Source organism: Streptomyces sp. NPDC002309 (assembly GCF_053593375.1).
In genome coordinates this window covers 62,197-84,416 of the sequence record NZ_JBSFCI010000012.1, presented here as the reverse complement: position 1 = coordinate 84,416, position 22,220 = coordinate 62,197, and the positions used below count along the sequence as shown (strand labels likewise).

The 22,220-nt window shown below is 71.3% G+C and carries 12 protein-coding genes and 1 riboswitch; of the genes, 5 read left to right on the top strand and 7 right to left on the bottom strand.

The features are described from left to right. Positions 1 to 71: 71 nt before the first annotated feature. The gene (locus tag ACWCPM_RS12905; RefSeq protein WP_450976176.1) at positions 72 to 1,250 is read left to right on the top strand and encodes a helix-turn-helix domain-containing protein; all 1,179 of its coding nucleotides are present in this window, start codon (positions 72 to 74) and stop codon (positions 1,248 to 1,250) included. 115 nt (positions 1,251 to 1,365) lie between these two features. Here ACWCPM_RS12905 and sucD read toward each other — a convergent pair whose 3' ends face one another. From sucD to ACWCPM_RS12880, 5 genes are all read right to left on the bottom strand, one after another. Then, positions 1,366 to 2,250 (bottom strand): succinate--CoA ligase subunit alpha, encoded by an 885-nt coding sequence (gene sucD / locus ACWCPM_RS12900; RefSeq protein WP_450976175.1) that lies wholly within the window; start codon positions 2,248 to 2,250, stop codon positions 1,366 to 1,368. 27 nt (positions 2,251 to 2,277) lie between these two features. Further along, positions 2,278 to 3,456 carry an ADP-forming succinate--CoA ligase subunit beta gene (gene sucC, locus ACWCPM_RS12895; RefSeq protein WP_450976174.1) on the bottom strand — a complete coding sequence of 393 codons (1,179 nt, stop codon included), beginning with the start codon at positions 3,454 to 3,456 and terminating at the stop codon, positions 2,278 to 2,280. Positions 3,457 to 5,740: 2,284 nt separating this feature from the next. After that, positions 5,741 to 6,922: a vWA domain-containing protein gene (locus ACWCPM_RS12890; RefSeq protein WP_450976173.1), complete on the bottom strand. Its 1,182-nt coding sequence runs from the start codon at positions 6,920 to 6,922 to the stop codon at positions 5,741 to 5,743. A 37-nt stretch (positions 6,923 to 6,959) separates the two neighbouring features. Next, positions 6,960 to 9,494: a DUF5682 family protein gene (locus ACWCPM_RS12885; RefSeq protein WP_450976172.1), complete on the bottom strand. Its 2,535-nt coding sequence runs from the start codon at positions 9,492 to 9,494 to the stop codon at positions 6,960 to 6,962. Positions 9,495 to 9,584: 90 nt separating this feature from the next. After that, entirely contained in the window at positions 9,585 to 10,724 is a 1,140-nt protein-coding gene (locus tag ACWCPM_RS12880; protein WP_450976171.1) for an ATP-binding protein, read from the bottom strand. 133 nt (positions 10,725 to 10,857) lie between these two features. On the opposite strand from ACWCPM_RS12880, the gene ACWCPM_RS12875 reads away from it, so the two are divergent. Together ACWCPM_RS12875 and ACWCPM_RS12870 are read left to right on the top strand one after the other, a co-directional pair. Next, a complete protein-coding gene (locus ACWCPM_RS12875; protein WP_450976170.1) occupies positions 10,858 to 12,213 on the top strand; it encodes an SWIM zinc finger family protein in 1,356 nt (451 codons plus the stop codon). Positions 12,214 to 12,514: 301 nt separating this feature from the next. Further along, entirely contained in the window at positions 12,515 to 14,188 is a 1,674-nt protein-coding gene (locus ACWCPM_RS12870; RefSeq protein ID WP_450976169.1) for a DUF5691 domain-containing protein, read from the top strand. A 628-nt stretch (positions 14,189 to 14,816) separates the two neighbouring features. On the opposite strand, the gene ACWCPM_RS12865 is transcribed toward ACWCPM_RS12870, so the two are convergent. After that, entirely contained in the window at positions 14,817 to 15,233 is a 417-nt protein-coding gene (locus ACWCPM_RS12865) for a cobalamin B12-binding domain-containing protein (RefSeq protein WP_450976168.1), read from the bottom strand. 658 nt (positions 15,234 to 15,891) lie between these two features. On the opposite strand from ACWCPM_RS12865, the gene ACWCPM_RS12860 reads away from it, so the two are divergent. Continuing rightward, entirely contained in the window at positions 15,892 to 16,785 is an 894-nt protein-coding gene (locus ACWCPM_RS12860) for an esterase/lipase family protein (RefSeq protein ID WP_450976167.1), read from the top strand. A 492-nt stretch (positions 16,786 to 17,277) separates the two neighbouring features. Further along, positions 17,278 to 18,954: a M23 family metallopeptidase gene (locus ACWCPM_RS12855; protein WP_450976166.1), complete on the top strand. Its 1,677-nt coding sequence runs from the start codon at positions 17,278 to 17,280 to the stop codon at positions 18,952 to 18,954. Positions 18,955 to 19,246: 292 nt separating this feature from the next. On the opposite strand, the gene pcrA is transcribed toward ACWCPM_RS12855, so the two are convergent. Beyond that, positions 19,247 to 21,730, bottom strand: a complete 2,484-nt coding sequence (pcrA, locus tag ACWCPM_RS12850; RefSeq protein WP_450976165.1) for a DNA helicase PcrA — start codon at positions 21,728 to 21,730, stop codon at positions 19,247 to 19,249. Between the two features lie 329 nt (positions 21,731 to 22,059). Further along, positions 22,060 to 22,213, top strand: a riboswitch (cyclic di-AMP (ydaO/yuaA leader). Positions 22,214 to 22,220: the final 7 nt, after the last annotated feature.

Below are 22,220 nucleotides of genomic sequence, written 5' to 3'. Positions count from 1 at the left end.
GCGTAACAGGCGAACCTCCGATGTGTCGCTCAATATGTGCTTATGTGTTTTTTCGTACGAAAGGGCGAACTGTGACACAAAGCCCTGCAACTCCGCTTCCCCCGCCCGAGGAGCGCCGACGCCTCAGGGAGGCCGCCTCCCTGACGCAGGCTCAGCTGGCGGCCCGGGCGGGCGTCTCCAAGTCGACGGTGCGTGCGTGGGAGACCGGTCGCACGACGCCCGACGGCAGGCAGGCGGAGGCGTACGCGCACCTGCTCGCCTCCCTCGAGGACGAGCCGGCACAGCAGGTACGCCAGGACGCCCGGCCGGCCGCCACGACCGCCGCCGTCACCACCGCGGCCGCCGCCACCGCCGTACGAAGCGCCGGACCCACGGCCGACACCGAGCGCCTGCCCCTCGCCGACACCGACCCGGATCCCCACCCCCCACCCAGACCCGAACCGGCCGCTGAACCCCTGACACCCGCTCAGGCTTTCGACGCGCTCTACGCGTTCTGCGCGCCGGGCCTCGTCCGGCAGGCGTACGTGCTCACCGGGCGGCGCGAACTGGCGCGCGAGTCGGTCGAGCGGGCCTTCCAACTCGCCTGGCAGCGCTGGCCCGAGGTGGCCGTCGACCGGGACCCGGCGGGCTGGGTGCGGGCAGCGGCGTACGAGTACGCGCTCTCCCCGTGGCACCGCTACCGCCGCCGCCACCGCCGGCCGGAGCCACCGTCTGCCGACGTGCGCGACCGCACCCTCATGAACGTCATCCTGCAACTCCCACCGCCCTACCGCCGCACCCTTCTCCTCTACGACGGTGTCGGCCTCGACCTGCCGGAGACCGCGGCGGAGACGGAGGCGACCACTCCGGCGACGGCCAACCGTCTGCTCTACGCGCGCCAGGCCGTCGCCTCCCGGCTGCCCGACCTCGCCGACCCCGCCCACCTGCAGCGGCGGCTCGGCGAACTGGCCGCCACGGAGCGGCTGCGCGCGGCCCGGCCCCTGGCGGTCCGCACCGGCGGGGAGCGCCGGGCGCAGTTCTGGACCCGGGCCGCCATCGCCTTCACGGTCACCCTGATCGGCGCGACGGCCCTGACCCTGCGGACGGCTCCGACGCAGTACGAGCCACCGGTGGCCCCTGGTGAGACCGTGCGGGGCGTGCCCCCGCGGGCGGCGCCGGGTCCGCTGTCGTACGCGCAGCTGGAGCTTCGTCAGAAGCTGCGGCAGGCGTCGGCGAGCGGGCCGGAGCGGCTGATCCCGGAGGCGAGATGAACAGGTGAGCGCATGCGGAAGGGCCCGCTCCCACGGCCGGACGGCCGGGTGCGGGCCCTACTGCTGCGCGCCGCGGTGCACTGCTCCGCGCGCCGTGTTCCTGCTGGACGGCGAGTCAGCCGGCGAGGATCTCGCGGGCCAGCTTCGCGGTCTCGGTCGGGGTCTTGCCGACCTTGACGCCCGCGGCCTCCAGGGCCTCCTTCTTCGCCTGGGCGGTGCCCGACGAACCGGAGACGATGGCACCCGCGTGGCCCATGGTCTTGCCCTCGGGGGCGGTGAAGCCCGCGACGTAGCCGACGACCGGCTTGGTCACGTTCTCCTTGATGAAGGCCGCGGCCCGCTCCTCGGCGTCGCCACCGATCTCACCGATCATGACGATCAGGTCGGTGTCCGGGTCGTCCTGGAAGGCGGCCAGCGCGTCGATGTGCGTGGTGCCGATGATCGGGTCGCCACCGATGCCGACGGCGGTGGAGAAGCCGATGTCACGGAGCTCGTACATCATCTGGTACGTCAGCGTGCCGGACTTCGAGACCAGGCCGATACGGCCCGGCTTGGTGATGTCGCCCGGGATGATGCCGACGTTGGACTGGCCCGGGGTGATGATGCCGGGGCAGTTCGGGCCGATGATGCGGGTCTTGTTGCCCTTCTTGCCCGCGTACGCCCAGAAGGCGGCCGAGTCGTGCACGGCGATGCCCTCGGTGATCACGACGGCCAGCGGGATCTCGGCGTCGATCGCCTCGACGACCGCGTCCTTGGTGAACTTCTCCGGCACGAAGATGACCGAGACGTTCGCGCCGGTCTTCTCGATGGCCTCCTCGACGGTCCCGAAAACGGGTACCTCGGTGCCGTCGAAGTCCACGGACTGCCCCGCCTTGCGCGGGTTCACGCCGCCCACGACGTGGGTGCCGTCGCCGAGCATGAGCTTGGTGTGCTTCATGCCGGTGGCGCCGGTCATGCCCTGGACGATGACCTTGCTGTCCTTGTTGAGCCAGATAGCCATGGTGTGTTCTGTCCTCGTCCTGAGTGCTTACTTGGCGGCGTGAGCCAGTTCGGCGGCCTTGTCGGCCGCCCCGTCCATGGTGTCGACGCGCTGGACCAGCGGGTGGTTGGCGTCGGTGAGGATCTTCCGGCCCAGCTCGGCGTTGTTGCCGTCGAGGCGGACGACGAGCGGCTTGGTGACCTGCTCGCCACGGTCCTCGAGAAGCTGCAGGGCCTGGACGATGCCGTTGGCGACCTCGTCACAGGCGGTGATGCCACCGAAGACGTTGACGAAGACGGACTTGACGTCCGGGTCGCCGAGGATGATCTCCAGACCGTTGGCCATGACCTGGGCGGAGGCGCCACCGCCGATGTCCAGGAAGTTGGCCGGCTTGACGTTGCCGTGCTTCTCACCGGCGTACGCGACGACGTCCAGGGTGCTCATCACGAGACCCGCGCCGTTGCCGATGATGCCGACCTCACCGTCGAGCTTGACGTAGTTGAGGTTCTTCTCCTTGGCGGCGGCCTCGAGGGGGTTGGCCGCGGCCTTGTCGTGGAGCTCGTCCCAGTCGTGGCGGAACTCGGCGTTGTCGTCCAGCGACACCTTGCCGTCGAGGGCGATGACGTCACCGGAGGCGACCTTGGCCAGCGGGTTCACCTCGACGAGGAGGGCGTCCGACTTGATGAAGGTGTCCCACAGCGTGACGAGGACGTTCACGACCTTGTCGGCGACCTCGGCCGGGAACTTGGCGGCCGCGACGATCTCGCGGGCCTTGGCCTCGTCCACACCGTCGATGGCGTCGATCGCGATCTTGGCGACGGCCTCCGGACGGGTGGCCGCCACCTCCTCGATCTCCATGCCGCCCTCGACGGACGCGATGGAGAGGAAGGTGCGGTTGGCACGGTCGAGGAGGAAGGAGACGTAGTACTCCTCGAGGATCTCCGGAGCGGTCTCGGCGATCATCACCTTGTGGACCGTGTGGCCCTTGATGTCCATGCCGAGAATGTCCGTCGCGCGAGCGACGGCCTCGTCCGGGGTCGCGGCCAGCTTCACGCCACCCGCCTTGCCACGGCCACCGACCTTCACCTGCGCCTTGACGACGGACTTGCCGCCGAGCCGCTCGGTGATCTCGCGCGCCGCCTCAGGCGTGTCGATGACTTCACCGGCCAGCACCGGTACATCGTGCTTGGCGAAGAGGTCCCTCGCCTGGTACTCGAACAGGTCCACGCGCTTCCGTCCCTATCAGTGATCTCGCGGTTCGTTGGATGCGTGGGCGTGCCGCGAAGGGCAACGTGACGACCGCTCTGTCACAGGGGATGCGCACACGGTGTCCGAGCGCGCGGCATGTCCGTCTCGCAGGTTATCTCTGCTTGCGTGGGGCCTCTAAATCGCGGGTCACATGTGAGCGGTGATACCTGTCACACGATGTCGGATTCGCCGGCACGGGGTGCCGCGGGGGTGCGGGGCGGGGAGCTGGGTGCTGGGGCGGGGAGCCGGGTGCGGGAGCTGGGGTGTGGGGGAGCTGCCGGCCGATGGGCGGGGTGCGGGCTGTTTGGGGGTGCGGGCCGTTGGGGGGTGCCGGTGCGGGTGGGCTCGGCCGCGGGGACTGCGGGCGGGCTGCCTGCGGTCGGCTGGCGACTGACGGCTGACGGTGACGGCTGCCGGTGACGGCTGCCGGCTGCCTGGGGTCGGCTGGTGGCTGACGGAACCTGGAGCCGGCCCAGGGCCTCACCGGGCTGGGGTTGACCCGGTGAGGCCCCTTGAGCTGCCCCGATGGTGGACCCGACGGTCCTTCTCGGGGACTTCGGCCCGGCGATCCCCACCCCAATGGGGACCGCCGGACCCCGTCCGCAGACCTTCCGTTCGGGCGAGCCGACGGTTTCGGCCGCCCGCGCCAGGTGCCCGCGGGGTCATGTCGCACGCCGGGGGCGTGCGTGTTCTGGATGCGCTCCTGGCGCCTTGCGGGGCGAGCACGGCGGGCGCAGTCCCGACGGGCCCTCGGATGCCCTGAAGGAACGGGGACATGCCACCGTCCGCCACTCCGACGTGTCCCGCCTGAGCGGCCCGGCGGCAGTCCCACGCGAGGAGCGTTCCGCCACGCCCCCCTGAGAGGCCCATGCCCGGCGGCTAACCGGGGAGAACGAGGATGTCCCGCTGCCGATCCCGCGTCCCGCCCGCCTCGAGACGCGCCACCACGCCCGGCACGGGCCACAACGCCGTCCGTCGGCTCAAGGCCGTCGCGTGCGCGTCACCATGCCTTGGCGCACCGCTGTCCGCCGAGGTCCGACCGTCCAGCACCCCGGGACCACCACCGGCCGACCCCGCACGCACGGGCGTGTGCCGCGCCCCGCCCCCGGGAGCCCGCCGCTCCTTCGAACCCACGCCATCGGCAGTCGAGCCCTCGCCTCCACCGGGGGGCCAAGCCGCCGCGTCGGGGACACTCTGCGAGTCCAGGAGGCCAGGGGGCGAAAAAAGGCCCGGAAGAACGGAAACTCCACGAAGCCCCGGCCCCGGCCCCGGCCCCGACAGACGAGACAGGTCAGCCACACCATCCGCGCCGGACACGCCAACCGCGCCTGACCCATCAGCCACGCCTGACCCAGGAACCACGCCAGGAACACCCCATGCTCCCGATGCCCCAGACACATCCGCCACCTCAGGCACATCCGCCACCACGCCGGAGAGGTTGGGGACACCAGGAAGCTCAAGCACGTCCGGAAGGTGAGCCCCCTGCGGGCGCGCAGGCGGATGATCTGCCCCGGATCGTGACGCCGCCCCCAGCCGCAAAGGCACCCCGGACGCCACCGGCACCCCAGCCCCGGCCAACCCGGAGGCCCCAGCCCGAGTACCACCCACAGCTCCAGCCTCACCAGCACCAGCCATCCGGCCAGTCACCGTCTGCACGGCACCCCCGAACGGCCGCACCACCCGCTCGCCCACGGAGTACCCGTAGCTCTCCAGCCGAGGGAACGCCACACCCTCGACCACAGGCCGGACAGAGTCCCGGCCGACCGAGCCGACCAACCCGTCCCGCGAACCGTCCGACCGTTCCTCGGCACCGGCCCGCCCTCCGGGCGCCGCAGCCACCGGCGCGACCACCCGCGCCGAAACCCCCGCGCCCGGCGCTCGTTCAACCGCGTCCGCCCGCCCCCCGTACAGCATCCCCAGCACGAACAGCCCACCCGTCAGCAGGATCAGACGCGGCGTACGCCGCCGCGCCGCCCCGCGCACCACGCGCGGGACGGCGCCGGACAGCGCGGCTGACCAGATCAAGAGGGGGAGGGTCCTCCCGTGCGACGGAACGAATCACCCGTCGACGGCTACGCGTCGACGACTTCGCGGCAAGGGCAAGCGGAGGCACCGCACCGCTGATGAGGCGTCGATCCTTGCATGTGACTCCCGAGGTTGCGCAAGCCCCGCGTTACCGATGGGTAGTCATATCCCTTTTCGGAACCGCCTCACCCGTTCCGCACCGGTTCCACCTGCGGTCGTCACAGGTGTCCGGTACCCGTCAGACCGTTTCCGGTATCGGCAACGGACGCTTCTCGATCGCCGCCGCCATCACGTCCGGAAAGAGATCCGGCGTACAGGCGAAGGCCGGCGCCCCGAGCGCCGCCAGCGCCGACGCGTGTTCCCGGTCGTAGGCGGGCGCCCCCTCGTCGGAGAGCGCGAGCAGCGTCACGAACTGCACCCCCGCCCCCTTCATCGCCGCCACCCGCTTCAGCATCTCGTTCCGGATCCCTCCTTCGTAAAGATCGCTGATCAGCACGACCACCGTCTCCGCGGGCCGCGTGATCTGCGACTGGCAGTACGCCAGCGCCCGGTTGATGTCCGTACCGCCTCCGAGTTGCGTGCCGAAGAGCACGTCCACCGGATCGTCAAGCTGGTCGGTCAGGTCGACGACCGCGGTGTCGAACACCACGAGTCGCGTGTTGATCGTCCGCATGGAGGCGAGCACCGCCCCGAACACCGACGCGTACACCACCGAAGCCGCCATGGATCCCGACTGATCGATACAGAGGATGACCTCCTTCTTGACTGACTGGGACGCCCGCCCGTAACCGATCAGCCGCTCCGGGACGACCGTTCCGTACTCGGGCAGGTAATGCTTGAGGTTGGCCGCGATCGTGCGGTTCCAGTCGATGTCGTGGTGGCGCGGCCGGCTGATGCGCGCGCTGCGGTCGAGCGCCCCGCTGAGGGTGGCCCGCGTACGCGTGGCCAGCCGCTTCTCCAGGTCCTCGACGACCTTGCGCACGACGGCCCGTGCCGTCTCCTTCGTCGTCTCCGGCATCGCCTTGTTCAGCGACAGCAGCGTGCCGACAAGATGCACGTCGGCCTCCACGGCTTCCAGCATCTCCGGCTCCAGCAACAGCGCGGACAGCCCGAGCCGGTCGATGGCGTCGCGCTGCATGACCTGGACGACGGACGACGGGAAGTACTTCCGGATGTCTCCGAGCCAGCGCGCGACGGACGGCGCGGACGCGCCCAGTCCCGCTGAACGCTCCTTACCTGTCTGCGACTTGTCCCCTTTTCCGTAGAGCGAGCTCAGCGCCCCGTCCATGGCGGCGTCCCGCCCACCGAGCGCACACCCCGTACCGTCCGCCGCGTCACCCCCGAGCACAAGCCGCCACCGCCGCAACCGCTCCCGCCCGGCGTCGTTCGCCTCCGCCCCCATCAGGGCCTGCGCAGTCATCTCGCCTCCTCCCCAAGCACCCCACGTATTCCGCTCATCACGCCACCCCCACCAGCGCCACGCCGTCGCCTTGCCCTGTCGGTTCGTCCAGCCCCAGCAGCAACCGCACCACGGGCAGCACCGCGTCGGCCCGCTCGGCGTCGAGGCCCGCGCCGAAGCCCGGCATCCCCGGCCCCGCCGTCTCCGCGGTCCGTCGCCGGCCCGGTCCCCGCCGCACCGACTCGCCCAGCGTTCTGCGGACCCCCGGCTCGTACGCCGAGAAGGTGCGCCGCAGCAGTGGCAGCACGTCCGTGAACGCCTCCGCCGACACCCCGGTCAGCCAGCCGTCGACCAGCCCCAGCAGCCGCTCGTCGTGCACCAGCAGCATCCCGCCGCCGCCCCCGCCGACGAACCCCTCGATCCATGCGGCCGCGTCCCCCGGCGGCGTCCCCGGCGAGAGCGCCAGGCCCATCAGGCGCGCCGCCTCGTCCTGCGCCAACTCCCCGTCGTCGAGGAGCAGTCGTACCGCGCGCCCCCGGATCACGCCGGGCACGGTGTCGCGCGCGCAGAGCACCCGCAGCACCGCGTGCCACCGACCCCGCAGGTCACCGTGTCCGGCTGCGGGGGCCTCGACGAGCAACCCCACCGCCGTGTGCACCGCGTCCATATGACGCCGCATCTCCTCGGCCGCGTCCGTGTCGAGCGCGGCACACGCCGGAGGCAGCCCGACGAAGACACGGTCGGCCAGGCCGACGGCGACCTCGGCGAGAGCGCCGGTGTCCGTCCCCCGCACATCGCCGTAGCGCAACGAGCGAACCAGCGCCGGCAGCGCCTGCGCGAGCCGGCCGACGTCGGTGTCGAGTGCCGCCCGGTCCGCGAGGATCCGCATCACCACGGGGAGGGCCTGCGGCAGTTCGGCCAGCAGACAGTGCTCGGCGAGCTGGGTGACCTCGGGGAGTCCCCGTGCCGTCATGGCGTCGGTCTCCGCCTTGGCGGTCGCTGCGGCGAGCACGGTCGTCCCCCACACCCCCGCCTCCGCCACCCGCACCGACAGCTCCGGCTCCCAGCGCAGCCGCCAGGTCTCCCGGAACGTTCCCGTGCTGCCCCGCGACACGGCCGGCTCACCCCACGCCACGCCCAGCAGCCGCAGCCGATGCATCAGTCTGCTGCGTCCGGCGTCGGTCTCCTTGCGCAGATCGAGCTCCAGCTCCCGCTCCAGCGCCTCCGGTTTCAGCCTCAACCGCCGTTGCTGCCGGGTGAGATCCCGCTGCAACGGCACCGCCGGCGCCGCCTCCGGCACCTCCCCCAGGACGTCTCCCACCACCAGCCGGTCGTGCACCAGCGCCAACGGCACGTCCGACCCTTCGCACATCACCGCGCGGACGGCATCCGTGGTCTCACCGAGCCCTGCCAGCGGGCGCCCGCGCATCGCGGCGAGCGTCTCGGCCAGCCGCACGGCCTCGATGACGTGTGCCGGGGAGACGCCGCGGTCCTCGGCCCGCAGCAGCCCCGCGACCTTCGTCATCCACCGCTCGACGGGCCGGTCCGGCGCCGAGAACAGGTGCCCGTACCACCCTGGCGAATCGATCCCCGCGCCGTACCCGCTCACCCGCGCGAGCCGTCGATTCGTCCACGGCACCCACGTCATCTCGACCTTGACCTTGGGCAGCCCCTTCACCGACGCACGGTCGGACGCGACCGTGACCTTCTGCCGCAGCGCGGGGACGTGCCACGCCCCGCAGACCACGGCGACACCGCCCTCGAACTCCCGCTGTGCCGCGCGCATCTGGAGCCGCATGTACGCCTCCCGCACGAGGTCCCGCTCATGTCCCCCGCTCCCGTAGACCTCGCGCAGCGCTCCCATCGCCTCCTCGACCACGGCGAACGGGGCGAACACGTCTGCCGCACCGGGCCCACAATGCTCGACGACGTCCTCCCACCAACGCTCGGCGTCGTCGTAACCGGCGGCTTCGGCGAGCACACCGAGCGGGTCGATCCGCATATCCGCCTGAGGGTCGCCGTCGTCATCGTCACCGCATGTCTCGGCATCGGCGCCGGCGCCGAGGGGGTCACCCTCGGCATCCGACGCTTCGGATGCTTCCGCGGCGTCCACGCCTGCACCGGCGGCATCGCCATGGGTATGGGTATCGCCCTGGGCATCGGGGTCAGCGGCGGCCCCGGCGTCACCCCGACCGCCCTCCTCAGTCGCCGGCTCCCCCTCCGGCCCGCTCCCCCACACCAGCGTGTGCGTGGCCGGCAGATCGATGAAACGGGCCGGAACGTCGTGTTCCAGAGCCCACCGGATCGCGACCCACTCCGGGGAGAACTCGGCCAGCGGCCAGAACGCCGAACGCCCCGGCTCGTCGACGGCATGGGCCAGCAGAGCGACCGGCGGCCGCATGTCCGGCTCGTCGGCGAGCCCGATCAGCGCGTCGGCCTCGGGGGGACCCTCGATCAGCACCACCCGCGGCCGGGCCGCGTCCAGCGCCGCCCGCACGGCCCGGGCCGACCCCGGCCCGTGATGCCGTACGCCGAGGAGCAGCGGCTCGACGCCGGTCCATCCGCCGTTCGCGGCGTCCTCAACGCCCGTCACGCCGTCCCCCTCGCCTCCGAGGCCACCCCAAGTCGCCCTCGTCCACAGCGCCGACCCCCTTCACGACCTCCGCGTTCCATCCGTCGACGCTCATACGCTCACCTCCCGGCAGGCCCGGTAGAAGTCCGTCCAGCCGTCCCGCTCGCGCACGACCGCCTCCAGGTACTCCCGCCAGACGACTCGGTCCGCCGCCGGGTCCCGGACGACCGCGCCGAGGATGCCCGCGGCAACATCGCTCGGCCGCAGCACGCCGTCCCCGAAGTGCGCGGCGAGCGCCAGGCCGTTGGTGACGACGGAGATCGCCTCCGCTGTGGACAAGGTGCCGCTGGGTGACTTCACCTTCGTACGGCCGTCGGCCGTGATCCCGTCCCGCAGCTCGCGGAAGACCGTGACGACACGCCGGATCTCGTCGACGCCGTCCGGGACGGCAGGCAGGTCGAGGGACCGGCCGAGCTGATCGACCCTGCGCGAGACGATGTCGACCTCGGTCTCGACGCTGTCCGGCAACGGCAGCACCACCGTGTTGAAGCGACGGCGCAGAGCGCTGGACAGCTCGTTCACCCCGCGGTCCCGGTCGTTCGCGGTGGCGATCAGGTTGAAGCCGCCGACGGCCTGGACCTCCTGCCCCAGCTCGGGTATCGGCAGCGTCTTCTCCGACAGGATCGTGATGAGCGTGTCCTGCACATCGGCCGGTATCCGGGTCAGCTCCTCGACCCGCGCGGTCATGCCCTCCGCCATGGCCCGCATGACCGGGCTGGGCACCAGCGCGTCCCTGCTCGGGCCGTGGGCGAGCAGCTGCGCGTAGTTCCAGCCGTAGCGGATCGCCTCCTCCGGTGTGCCGGCGGTGCCCTGCACCAGCAGGGTCGAGTCGCCGCTGACCGCCGCCGCCAGGTGCTCGGACACCCAGGTCTTCGCGGTACCGGGCACACCGAGCAGAAGAAGCGCACGGTCGGTGGCGAGCGTCGTGACGGCCACCTCGACGATACGGCGTGGTCCCACATACTTCGGTGTGATCACCGTGCCGTCGGGCAGGGTGCCGCCGAGCAGGTACGTGGCGACGGCCCAGGGCGACAGCTTCCAGCGGGCCGGGCGCGGCCTGTCGTCCTGCGCGGCCAGCGCCGCGAGCTCCCCCGCGAACGCGTCCTCGGCATGCGGCCGCAGCGCTTCCGCCTGTTGCTCGGGATTGGTCTCGGTCAGCTCGACGGATGTCGATTCCACGGACACAGGCATGGCTGAGTCCCCCTCCAGCTCGGCCGGTTCGGATCTGGCATCCACGTTGCACCACACCACTGACAATCCGTTCTGACCTGCGGAAACGCGCTCGCCGGGGCGATTGTCAGTGGTGGGATCTACCTTCGATGTCATGACTCAGCAGGGGGTGCGCTGGACTGCGGATCAGGTGCTGGCACTGGCGCCTGACGCCTCGTCACGCAAGGCGGGAAGCAAACTCGGAGCGGCCGGGCCGTGGTCCGAGACGGGGAGTTCCGACGAGGGGACGGTATGGGGACTGTGCAAGGGCAGTGGCAGCAAGCCGTACCAGACGATCATCGACATCGCGGACGCGTCCGGCCCCGCGTACAAGTGCAGTTGCCCTAGCCGCAAATTCCCGTGCAAGCACGCGCTCGGGCTGCTGCTGCTCTGGTCGGGCGACGACGGTGCGGCGCCGTCCGGCCAGGCGCCGGACTGGGCGGAGCAGTGGATCTCGGGCAGGCGGCAGCGCGCCGCCGAGAAGCGGGCGTCGGGCGCTGCGGGTTCGCCGGCCGCCGCCGCTGATCCTGAGGCCGCACGGCGCCGGGCCGAGCGCCGCGCCGAGCGGGTCACGGCCGGCGCGACGGAGCTGGAGCAGCGCCTGACGGACCTGCTGCGCGGCGGCCTGGCCGCCGCGGAGCAGGCGGGGTACGGGTTGTGGGAGGAGACGACGGCCCGCATGGTCGACGCCCAGGCTCCCGGACTGGCAGCTCGTGTCCGGGAGTTGGGGGCGATCCCGGCGTCGGGACCGGGCTGGCCGGTTCGGCTGCTGGAGGAGTGCGCGCTCCTGCACCTCCTCGACCAGGGCTGGCTGCGTCGCGACCTGCTGCCGGAGACCCTGGCGACGACGGTGCGCTCCCGGATCGGCCTGCCCGCCTCGGCGGACGGCCCGCCGGTGCGTGATCGCTGGCTGGTCCTGGCCCAGTACGACACGGCGGACTCCCGGCTGACAACGCGCCGGATCTGGCTGTACGGCGCGGACTGCGACCGCACCGCCCTTCTCCTCTCTTATGGCGCGGCCGGCCGGGCTCCCGAACTCGCCCTGCCGGTCGGTCTGGCGCTGGAGGCGGAGGTGTCCGCCTACGCCGGCGCGGGCCAGGTGCGGGCAGTCCTCGGCGAACAGTTCGCGCCACCGGCTCCGGCCACGATACGGCCTCCGGGCTTGACGACCACGCAAGCCGTCGCCCGTTACGGTGAGGCGCTCCGCTCCGACCCCTGGCTCGACTCGGTCCCGGTGACCCTGGAGCGAGTCGTACCGACTCCGGACGGCGGTTCCTGGCAGCTTGCCGACGCCGACGAGGACGCGGCGCTGCCTCTCACCCCGGCGGCCCGGGCCCGCTCCGGCCTCTGGCGCCTGGTGTCCCTCTCCGGCGGCACACCCGTCAAGGTCTTCGGAGAGTGCGGGCATCAGGGCTTCAACCCGCTGGCGGCCTGGCCGCAGGGCGCGGGAACGGCGGTGCCGCTGTGCTGACCTCTCCTGTCTCCGCCGCGGGAGCGCGGGCCCGCACGCCGAAGGGAATCGAGAGAAGCCGAAGAGGCCGGCACCCTCCGACAGGACTCGCGCGACATCACCCATGAGGCTGCGCGGTGCTTGTGAGACCGCGCGGCATCGATGAGGCAGAGCAACACCAATCAGACGGCGCACCCCCCACGGAACCGCACAACGCCAAGGGAACCACGCGACGCCAACGGATCCGCACAACACCCACGGAATCGCAGAAAACCCCATGGAACCGCGTGACACCGACGGAACCGCAAGCGAAAGGAATCCGATGCACAGCACCGCGCCTCCCGTGGACCCGCTCGCCTCGGACGTCAATGGCGCCCACGATCACGAGGGGGCCGCCTCCTGGGAGGTCCTGGTCACCACCGCCCTGCTCGGCACGGACCGCCGCACGCCACCGCCCTGGGCCTCCGCGCCGGGGCGCGATGCACCAGGGGCGCTTCTGGACGCCGCCGCCGCCGAGACCGTACGGCGCCGGGCCGGCCTGCGCCCCGCACGTCCGGCGGCCCGTCCGGAACCCGCACCGGAGGATCCGCGCCGGCCACTCCCCGCGGCTGCGGCCCGCAGACTCGCCCTGCTGCTGGCCGACCGCCCTGGTGTGTCCGGCGGAGGCCGCAGAGGCACGGCTCCGGATCTCATGGAGCTGCTCCCCCAGTGGCTCGCCCTGGCCAACGCCCACGGCTACGCGCCTCCCCCGGAAGCGCTGCCCGCCCTCCTGGACGCGGCACGCGGTCGTACGGACCTCCGCCCGGCCGCCCTGACGTTCGCGGGCCCGCGCGCCCTGTGGCTGGCCCGTCTTCACCATGAATGGCGCTTCGCCCTGCGCGCGACGCCCGGCGGAGGCACGGCCCTGCCGCACCTCGAGGACACGGGGCAGGTGCGCCGGCTCTGGCAGGAGGGACTGTTCGCGGAACGGGTCTCGCTCCTCGCGGCACTGCGCGCCCAGGCGCCCGCGACCGCCCGCGAACTGCTCGCGTCGAGCTGGCCGACGGAAAGGGCCGAGGACCGCCTGATGTTCCTCGACTCCCTCCGGAAGAACCTCACGGCCGAGGACGAGCCGTTCCTGGAGCAGACCCTGGCCGACCGCAGCCGCAACGTACGGGCCACGGCGGCAGAGCTGCTCTCGGCACTGCCCGGCTCGGCGCTCGCCGCGCGCATGGCGGTCCGTGCCGGTGCGTGTGTGGCCGTGGACCATACAGCCACAGACCGGACAGGGGACGGGCCGACGCTGACCGTCGAGGCTCCGCACGAATGCGACGCGAGCATGGAGCGGGACGGTGTGATCGCCAAGACGCCGGCGGGCCGCGGTGAACGCTCTTGGTGGTTCGGTCAGTTGGTGGAGGCGGCGCCGCTCGCGACCTGGCGTGACCGACTGGGCGGTCGTACCGCCGAGGAGATCGTCGGGCTCCCGGTGGCCGACGACTGGCAGGCCGAACTGCACGCCGCGTGGTGCCGGGCAGCGGTCAGGCAACGCGACACCGACTGGTCACGCGCCCTGCTCGGGACGCCCTCGGCCCCGGAGGCCGGCGGCCCCGGCGCGGTGTCGCTGGCGGAGCGGGCCAAGTTGCTGGACACCTTGGGCGACGAAGAGCGGGCCGACTGGGTCGCGGGATTCATCGCCGCACACGGCCTGTCCGAGGCGTTCCAACTGCTGGGCGCCTGTGCGGTGCCGTGGTCCGCGCCTCTGGGTCATGCGGTCGTCGACTCCCTCAACATCGCGCGGGACGCGGGAAGTTACCCATGGAGCTTCAGTGGGGTGATGGGTCTGGCGGAACGCTGCCTCGATCCGTCGGAGGCGAACCGCCTCGACGGCCTCGTGGCGATACCCGAGGAAGCGGAGAACGCGTCACCCGGAGCGGGCGGGTACTGGGCCGAGGCATTCCAGCGTCTGGTCACGACGCTGCGCCTCCGCGCGGCACTGGCCGAGGAGCTGAAGCCCTGACGGACGCGGATCAAGAGAGCAGCCGAGGGGGAGTCGCCTGACACGAGGAGCGCACGAAGAAGCAGGGGCAGAGGAAGAGGAAGAGGAAGAGAGCAGACCCAGACGAACGAGTCAGCCGGAGCGGCAGGCAAAGAGGGCAGCCGGAGGGAGATCCGAACGGCGGGCGAAGGGGGCATGCGAAACGGCAGGCGAAGGGGCAGCCGGAACGGTAGCCGGAGCCGACAGGCGCTGCACGACGGAACCCGGCACGAGGCAGATCAGAGCGCCGACCCCGCAGACCTGGCATCGAAGCACCGACCCGCCTGTCCGACATCCAGACTCCGGAACCGCCCCCCGGCCAGCCCGCCCGCCCACCTGACCACCCGAACGGACCACGCACCAGGCCTCGCCCGCCACACCCCGGTCTCCGCGTCCCCAGTGTTCCCGCGTCCCCGGCCCCCGGCCCTCCGCCCTCCGCCCTCCGCCCTCCGCCCTCAAATGGACCACACGCGGAGCTCTGACCCGCCCCGTCACGCGAACAGAGCAACAGGCCGGAAGCTCAGCGCGTCGCCCCTGGACTCACCCGCTTCGGCGGGCCGGCGGCGTCACAGCCATTTCGGCGCGCCACCCCCGCTCACCTGCGCGAACCTCAGGCATCCGCGGGCTGGCGCACGTTCGCCCGGACCCACTCCACGATGGACGTGGTCGTGGCCCCGGGCGTGAAGATCTCGGCGACACCCTTCTCCTTCAGCGGAGCGATGTCCCCTTCGGGAATGATGCCGCCCCCGAAGACCAGGATGTCCTCCGCCTCACGCTCCTTGAGCAGGTCGATCACCGCGGCGAAGAGCGTGTTGTGCGCCCCCGACAGGATCGACAGCCCGACGGCGTCGGCGTCCTCCTGGATCGCGGTGTCCACGATCTGCTCGGGCGTCTGATGGAGACCGGTGTAGATGACCTCCATACCGGCGTCCCGCAGTGCCCGTGCGATCACCTTCGCACCGCGATCGTGGCCGTCGAGCCCCGGCTTGGCCACCACCACGCGGATCGGACCGGCTGCCACACCCATCACTGCCTCCATGAAGCGAATACATCCATCCGTACCGACAAGTACCGCACAGATCCCTGATGCCCGTACGGGTGGCGCGCCACCCGCGCCCACGGCCCCGGCGCGCTTGCCGATCCGCACCTCCACCGAGGAAGTGAACGAACGTTATCGCTAGCAGCCCATCACCGGCAGTTTTACGATGTGGACCGAGGGGGAAATCACATAGTGGGACACATTCGCACGCGCGGAGTTCCAGGGACCCCGCGCAACGGGAGCCGCAACGAGGCGCCCCACCCCGCGTCGCGAGCCGCGCGCCGCGGACGGTGAGGCACATCGACGCAGGTACGAAGGGCATCAACGGCACATAGCGCAGGCCACACAACCGATCACCGAAACCCCACCAGCCTCATCCAGCACATGAGGCCTCACGCAAGGGAACAGCCCCGCACAACAGCAGTCAGGCGGCGGACATCGCACCGCGTGCGACCCGCGGCCGGAGCATCGGGACAAGAGAACCTGCACACCCCGTACCACCCCCGCACCACCCCGTACCCAGTGTTCATCGTGAACCAGCAAGCGCCGCGCGCCACCCTTCGCGCCCCGTCGATCCTCCACCGCGACTCCCACGGACGCACACGAGGGACAGAGACGTCCACCGCGTGCCGACGGGAGGTCGGCCATGAAGGTCACGCAGGTCACCAGGGCTCTGCAGCCCTTTGAACCGCTCTACCGCCAGTTGCTCCCGATCCCGGGCAGCCTCGCGGGACTGTCCATGGCCCTGCTGAAAGCCACCGCCCTGGAGATCGCGATCCTGGCCGGGCACCTGATCCTCTATCCCTCCGGCATCATCCAGGAGCGCCGCGCGCCGGCCAACCGGCTCCCCCTCCACGAGGGCGCCGCCCAGCTCCCCACCGGGAGCAAGCCCCCGGTCGTGCTGCTGCACGGCTTCATCGACAACCGGTCGGTCTTCCTGCTCCTGCGCCGCTCTCTGGCCCAGCACGGCAGGGAGCAGGTCGTCTCCCTGAACTACTCCCCGCTGACCTGCGACATCCGCACGGCCGCCAAGCTGCTCGGCCGGCACATTGAGGAGATCTGCGAACGCACGGACAGTGGCCAGGTGGACATCGTGGGCCACAGCCTCGGCGGACTGATCGCGCGCTACTACGTGCAGCGACTGGCCGGTGACGCCCGCGTCCGCACCCTCGTCACGCTGGGTACTCCGCACTCCGGCACGCGGGTCGCGCCGCTGGCGAACGCGCACCCCATAGTGCGCCAGATGCGCCCCGGCTCCGCCGTCCTCGACGAGCTGGCGCTGCCCACGCCCGGCTGCCGCACCCGGTTCGTGAGCTTCTGGAGCGATCTCGACCACCTGATGGACCCGCTGGAGGCGGCCTGCCTGGACCACCCCGACCTGCTCGCGCAGAACGTCCGGGTCACCGGCATCGGCCATCTCGCACTCCCCGTGCACCCCGCCGTCGCGTCCGGGATACGCCAGGCCCTCGACGGCATATACCACGGCACCACGGAGGACGTCCGGCCCGACTCCCACGACGACGGGCTCACGGTGGCCTGACTCATCCCGGCCGTCGCCCCCCCCCCCCGCAGCCCTCCAGTTGTCGCCCCCCGTCTGCCGCCCCCATCTGCCCTCATCTGCCGCCCCCTGCAGTTCCCCCCGGCCGCCATCCCAGCCGCCAGCCCCGCGGTCAGCCCCGGCCGCCGTCCCCCACCGTCACCCTTCACACCCCTCAGGCCCCTCAGGCCCCTCGCCGGTTCCTCCAATTACCCGGCACGCCACCTGACGGCCCCGTCCGGACCCGTCCGGACACCTCCGGGACACCTGTCCGTCACGCGGAAACACGGCCAACTCAGCGCCTCAACACCGCCGTCGGGATCGAACAACCTTCGAACACAGCCCCAAGGTCGCGCCCGCAGTCCCCCGAAACACGGCCGAATGCCCGTTTCCTGCGTACGCGAAACCTGCCGAAGATTGTCGCGCCCGCGTACTGCCGGGTACAGTCACCGCACTGCTCTGCCAGCCCCTGTCGTCGAGGCGAAAGAGAAGTTGGTGAACGACCGTCACCCGTCGGGGTCCATGACCACCCCGGCCCCGGCTTCCGAGGCCACCGCGGCGCACTACGCGTCGTACGGCACCCCGGAGGCCCAGTACGGCGACTTCACCACATATGCCGCTTATCCCTCCGACGGGTTGGACATCGGCTGCGTCCCCACTCCGAACGCTCCGACCGCCACCACGACCTTCGAGGTCGACCCTCTCTTCGGCGACCTCGCGGGCAACGGTCACGGCACCGGCGCGTACGACGCCACCCAGTGGGCCACCGGCGGCACTCACGCAGGCGCCTACGACCCGTACGCGGCTCAGCACCAGGCCGCCTACGACACCGGCGCCTACGACGCGACCGCCTGGACCGGCGGCGACCACCAGCAACTCCCCCTCATTCCGCCGCAGGCCGGTTCGGTCGAGACGGGCGGGCAGTGGGGCGCGAGCGCGTGGCTCCAGCCCGAGCAGGGCGGCCTCCCCGACCCGACCCAGCAATGGGAATGGGGCACGCAGGCCTTCGACACGGGTGCCTACGACGCCACGCAGTGGAACTCCGACAGCTGCATCGCCGGCACCGGCCAGACCACCGAGGGCTACGAGCAGCACAGCGAGGCCCTCCACCACCAGGCCGAGTCGTTCCCCCAGCAGGCCGCCCCGCTCGACCACCAGGTCGACTCGTTCGACCACCAGGCCGTGCCGCTCGACCAGCACGTCGGCGAATTCGACCCGCACACCGGCGAGTTCACGCAGCAGAGCAACGACTTCGACCAGCAGGACGTGCCCTTCGACCAGCTGGCGACCGCGACGTTCGATCAGGTCGACCTCGGTGACGCCGGAAACGGCAACCCGGACGGCACCGGCGGGACGTCCGCGACCCCTCTCCTCGACGACCAGGAGGAGGTCACCCCCGTCACGGTCGGCCGTGCGGCCGGCCGCGGTGGGAGCCGCTCCCGTCGGCGTTCACCGGCCAAGCGGTCCGCGCTTCTGACCGTGGCCGTCCCGTCGGCGTGCGTGATGGGCGTGGCGGGTATCGCCGCCGCCTCGGTCGGCACCTTCACCGGGGACGAGCAGGACGCCACCACGACGACGGCCGCGGACGCGAAGGCGGTGAAACCATCCGCCGCCAACAACCAGCTGGACACCCAGCTCACCAGCCTCACCGCGGAGGCGGACGACTTCGGCGACCGCGTCAGCCGCACCCAGGAGCGCATCGACCTCAAGGCGGAGCAGGCCGCCGAGAAGAAGCGCGCCGCGGAGGAGGCGGCCCGCAAGGAGCGGCTGCGCCCGAAGTTCGCACTGCCGGTCGCGCAGCACGGACTCAGCGCCTACTACGGCCAGTCCGGCATCAACTGGATGTCCGTGCACACCGGTATCGACTTCCCCGTCGCGTACGGCACGACGGTGATGGCCGCGACGGACGGCACGGTCCGCACGGAGTACAACAGCGCGTACGGCAACATGATGATCGTGACGGCGATGGACGGCACGGAGACGTGGTACTGCCACCTCTCCAGCTACCAGGTCGCCTCCGGTACGACCGTCAAGGCAGGCGACGCGATCGCCTACTCCGGCAACTCCGGCAACTCGACCGGTCCGCACCTGCACTTCGAGGTACGACCCGGGGGCGGCGCGTCGATCGACCCGCTGTCCTGGCTGCGCAGCCACGGGATCGACCCCTCGTAAAGCGCCCTCTCCCCGACGGACCCACGCCTGTAAAGCGCCCTCTCTCCGACGGACCCACGCCTGTAAAGCGCCCTCTCTCCGGCGGACTCACGCCTCGTAGAGCGCCCCTCCCGGACCGGTCCCGCTCCTCGTGACGCGCCCGCACGGAAGAACCGACCCTCGTGACGTGCCCTGCACAGACGGGCCATGTTCCATGACGGAACCCTCCCGGACGGACCCACCCCTCAACGCACCCGCACGGACGGGCGAGGGCTCCATGACGGAACCCCCGGGCCCGGCCCTGCGCGTACGGCTACAGCTTCTCCACCGGCGCGTACCGCAGCAGCAGCCGCTTCGGCTTGGTGTCACCGAAGTCGATCGTCGCCTCGGCGTTCGCGCCCGTTCCCTTCACCGCGACGACGGTGCCGAGCCCGAACTGGTCGTGCGTGACCCGGTCACCCACAGCCAACGCGACCACGGGCTGTTCGGCCGTCCGCCGGGTGGCGAATCCCGATGCGCCCGACGCCGAGGAGCGTGAGCGGGACGAGGACAGGGAGGCCGCCACGCCCGAGACCGGACCCGCGGGGGCCGCCTTGGCACCGGTGCGCTTCCAGTCCAGGTGTGCCCCGGGGATCTCCTCCAGGAAGCGGGACGGCGGGTTGTACTGCGGCTGGCCCCAGGCGCTGCGCATCACCGACCGCGTGAGGTACAGCCGCTCCCGCGCGCGGGTGATGCCGACGTACGCGAGCCGCCGCTCCTCCTCCAGTTCCTTGGTCTGGCCGAGGGCGCGCATGTGCGGGAAGACGCCGTCCTCCATGCCGGTGAGGAAGACCACCGGGAACTCCAGGCCCTTGGCGGTGTGCAGAGTCATCAGCGTGATGACACCGTCGCCGTCCTCCTCGTCGGGGATCTGGTCGGAGTCGGCGACCAGCGCGACCTGCTCCAGGAAGTCGGACAGCGTCCCCGCCTCGCCCTCCGCGCGCTCCTGCTCGAACTCCAGGGCGACGGCGGCGAGTTCCTGGAGGTTCTCGATGCGGGTCTCGTCCTGCGGGTCGGTGGATGCCTGCAACTCGGCGAGGTAGCCCGTGCGTTCGAACACGGCTTCCAGGATCGTGGCCGGGCCGGCGCCGGAGTCGACGATCGTGCGGAGGTCCTCCATCAGCGTGTTGAACCGCTTGACGGCGTTCGTGGAGCGGGCTGCCATGCCGTACGCCTCGTCGACGCGCTTGAGCGCCTGCGGGAAGCTGATCTTCTCGCGCTGGGAGAGCGCGTCGATCATGGCCTCCGCACGGTCGCCGATGCCGCGCTTGGGGACGTTGAGGATGCGGCGCAGCGGGACCGAGTCCTCCGGGTTGGACAGCACCCGCAGGTAGGCCAGGACATCCCTGACCTCCTTGCGCTCGTAGAAGCGGACGCCGCCGACGACCTTGTAGGGCAGGCCGACGCGGATGAAGATCTCCTCGAACACACGGGACTGGGCGTTCGTCCGGTAGAAGACCGCGACATCGCCCGCCTTCGCGTCGCCGGCGTCCGTGAGACGGTCTATCTCGTCGGCGACGAACTGCGCCTCGTCGTGCTCGGTGTCGGCGACGTAGCCGGTGATGCGCGCGCCCGTGCCCGCGTTGGTCCACAGGTTCTTGGGGCGGCGGGACTCGTTGCGCTCGATGACGGCGTTGGCGGCGGTGAGGATCGTCTGGGTGGAGCGGTAGTTCTGCTCCAGCAGGATCGTCGTCGCGTCCGGGTAGTCCTCCTCGAACTGGAGGATGTTGCGGATGGTCGCGCCGCGGAAGGCGTAGATCGACTGGTCGGCGTCGCCCACCACGCACAGCTCGGCGGGCGGCAGGTCGTCCGGGCCGGGCGGTACGTCGAGGTCCTCGGGGGCACGCTCGCCGGTTCCGACGAGTTCGCGCACGAGGGCGTACTGGGCGTGGTTGGTGTCCTGGTACTCGTCGACCATGACATGCCGGAAGCGGCGCCGGTAGTGCTCGGCGACGTCCGGGAAGGCGCGCAGCAGGTTGACCGTCGTCATGATCAGGTCGTCGAAGTCGAGGGCGTTCGCCTCACGCAGGCGTGACTGGTACAGCGCGTAGGCCTGGGCGAGGGTCTTCTCGAAACCGTCGGTGGCCTGGGCGGCGAAGTCCTCCTCGTCGATCAACTCGTTCTTGAGGTTGCTGATCTTGGCGCTGAAGGACTTGGGCGGGTAGCGCTTGGGGTCGAGGTCCAGGTCGCGGCAGACCAGGGACATCAGGCGCTTGCTGTCGGCGGCATCGTAGATCGAGAAGGACGAGGTGAAGCCGAGCTTCTTGGACTCGCGGCGCAGGATGCGCACGCAGGCGCTGTGGAAGGTCATCACCCACATCGCGCCCGCCCGGGGACCGACCAGCGTCTCGACGCGCTCCTTCATCTCGCCCGCGGCCTTGTTCGTGAAGGTGATCGCGAGGATCTGGCCCGGATGCACTCCGCGCTCGGCGAGGAGGTGGGCGATGCGGTGGGTGAGGACGCGCGTCTTGCCCGAGCCGGCTCCGGCGACGATGAGCAGCGGGGAGCCGGAGTGGACGACGGCCGCGCGCTGGTTGTCGTTCAGTCCTTCCAGAAGCGCGGCGGCGTCCAGTGCGGGGCGGGGGGCGCCGTCGCGGTAGTAGGCGTCCCGGTCCGGGGGCGCGTCGAACTTCCCGCCGAACAGATCGTCCGGAAGGGACTCCGGAGAGTGATCGTCCTCGGGCGGCGGCGGGGGCTCCTCATGGCCCCGCGGGGCTTGGAGGTCCGCCAGGAAGCTGTCGTCAAAGAGGCTGCTCATCGCTCTCCGAGTCTAGGGCGCCCCACTGACAACCCGCGGCCACCCCGAGAACATCCCCGGGCCGGAAGGCCGACGATCTTGCGGTGGGAGCTCGACATCACAGCCGGTGACCCAGCGGGTCGGCGCACTCGCGCCCGGCCCCCGCGCCGCGCCGTCGCTCACCGTCCGAACATGCTCTCACGCGGGGCGTGATCCCTGACCGAAGGTCACGAAAATGTATCGGGCATATCACCCACCAACCTTCACACGGGCCACACGAGTTGGCTACCGTGCCGGACAGGCCGCACGACTCAGACCGGCGAACGTCGCCGGGCCGCGCGGCCTCCGCCGAGTCCGATGCGCCCAAGGCAGCCGGAGCCGGGGACCCACCGAACTTGGGGTGAATCGGCCCAGCGCCCTCCGGGGAGCGGGCCGTAGGGCAACCCTTCCGAACCACCCGCCCGAACCCGACAGCTAACCCGGTAGGCGGCAGATGGAAGGAGTCGCCTCC

Excerpts from the sequence above, each read along its gene's own strand:
- sucD (WP_450976175.1), bottom strand. The coding sequence starts at position 2,250 with ATGGCTATCTGGCTCAACAAGGACAGCAAGGTCATCGTCCAGGGCATG.
- ACWCPM_RS12890 (WP_450976173.1), bottom strand. The coding sequence starts at position 6,922 with ATGACTGCGCAGGCCCTGATGGGGGCGGAGGCGAACGACGCCGGGCGG.
- ACWCPM_RS12880 (WP_450976171.1), bottom strand. The coding sequence starts at position 10,724 with ATGCCTGTGTCCGTGGAATCGACATCCGTCGAGCTGACCGAGACCAAT.
- ACWCPM_RS12875 (WP_450976170.1), top strand. The coding sequence starts at position 10,858 with ATGACTCAGCAGGGGGTGCGCTGGACTGCGGATCAGGTGCTGGCACTG.
- ACWCPM_RS12870 (WP_450976169.1), top strand. The coding sequence starts at position 12,515 with ATGCACAGCACCGCGCCTCCCGTGGACCCGCTCGCCTCGGACGTCAAT.
- ACWCPM_RS12865 (WP_450976168.1), bottom strand. The coding sequence starts at position 15,233 with ATGGGTGTGGCAGCCGGTCCGATCCGCGTGGTGGTGGCCAAGCCGGGG.
- ACWCPM_RS12860 (WP_450976167.1), top strand. The coding sequence starts at position 15,892 with ATGAAGGTCACGCAGGTCACCAGGGCTCTGCAGCCCTTTGAACCGCTC.
- pcrA (WP_450976165.1), bottom strand. The coding sequence starts at position 21,730 with ATGAGCAGCCTCTTTGACGACAGCTTCCTGGCGGACCTCCAAGCCCCG.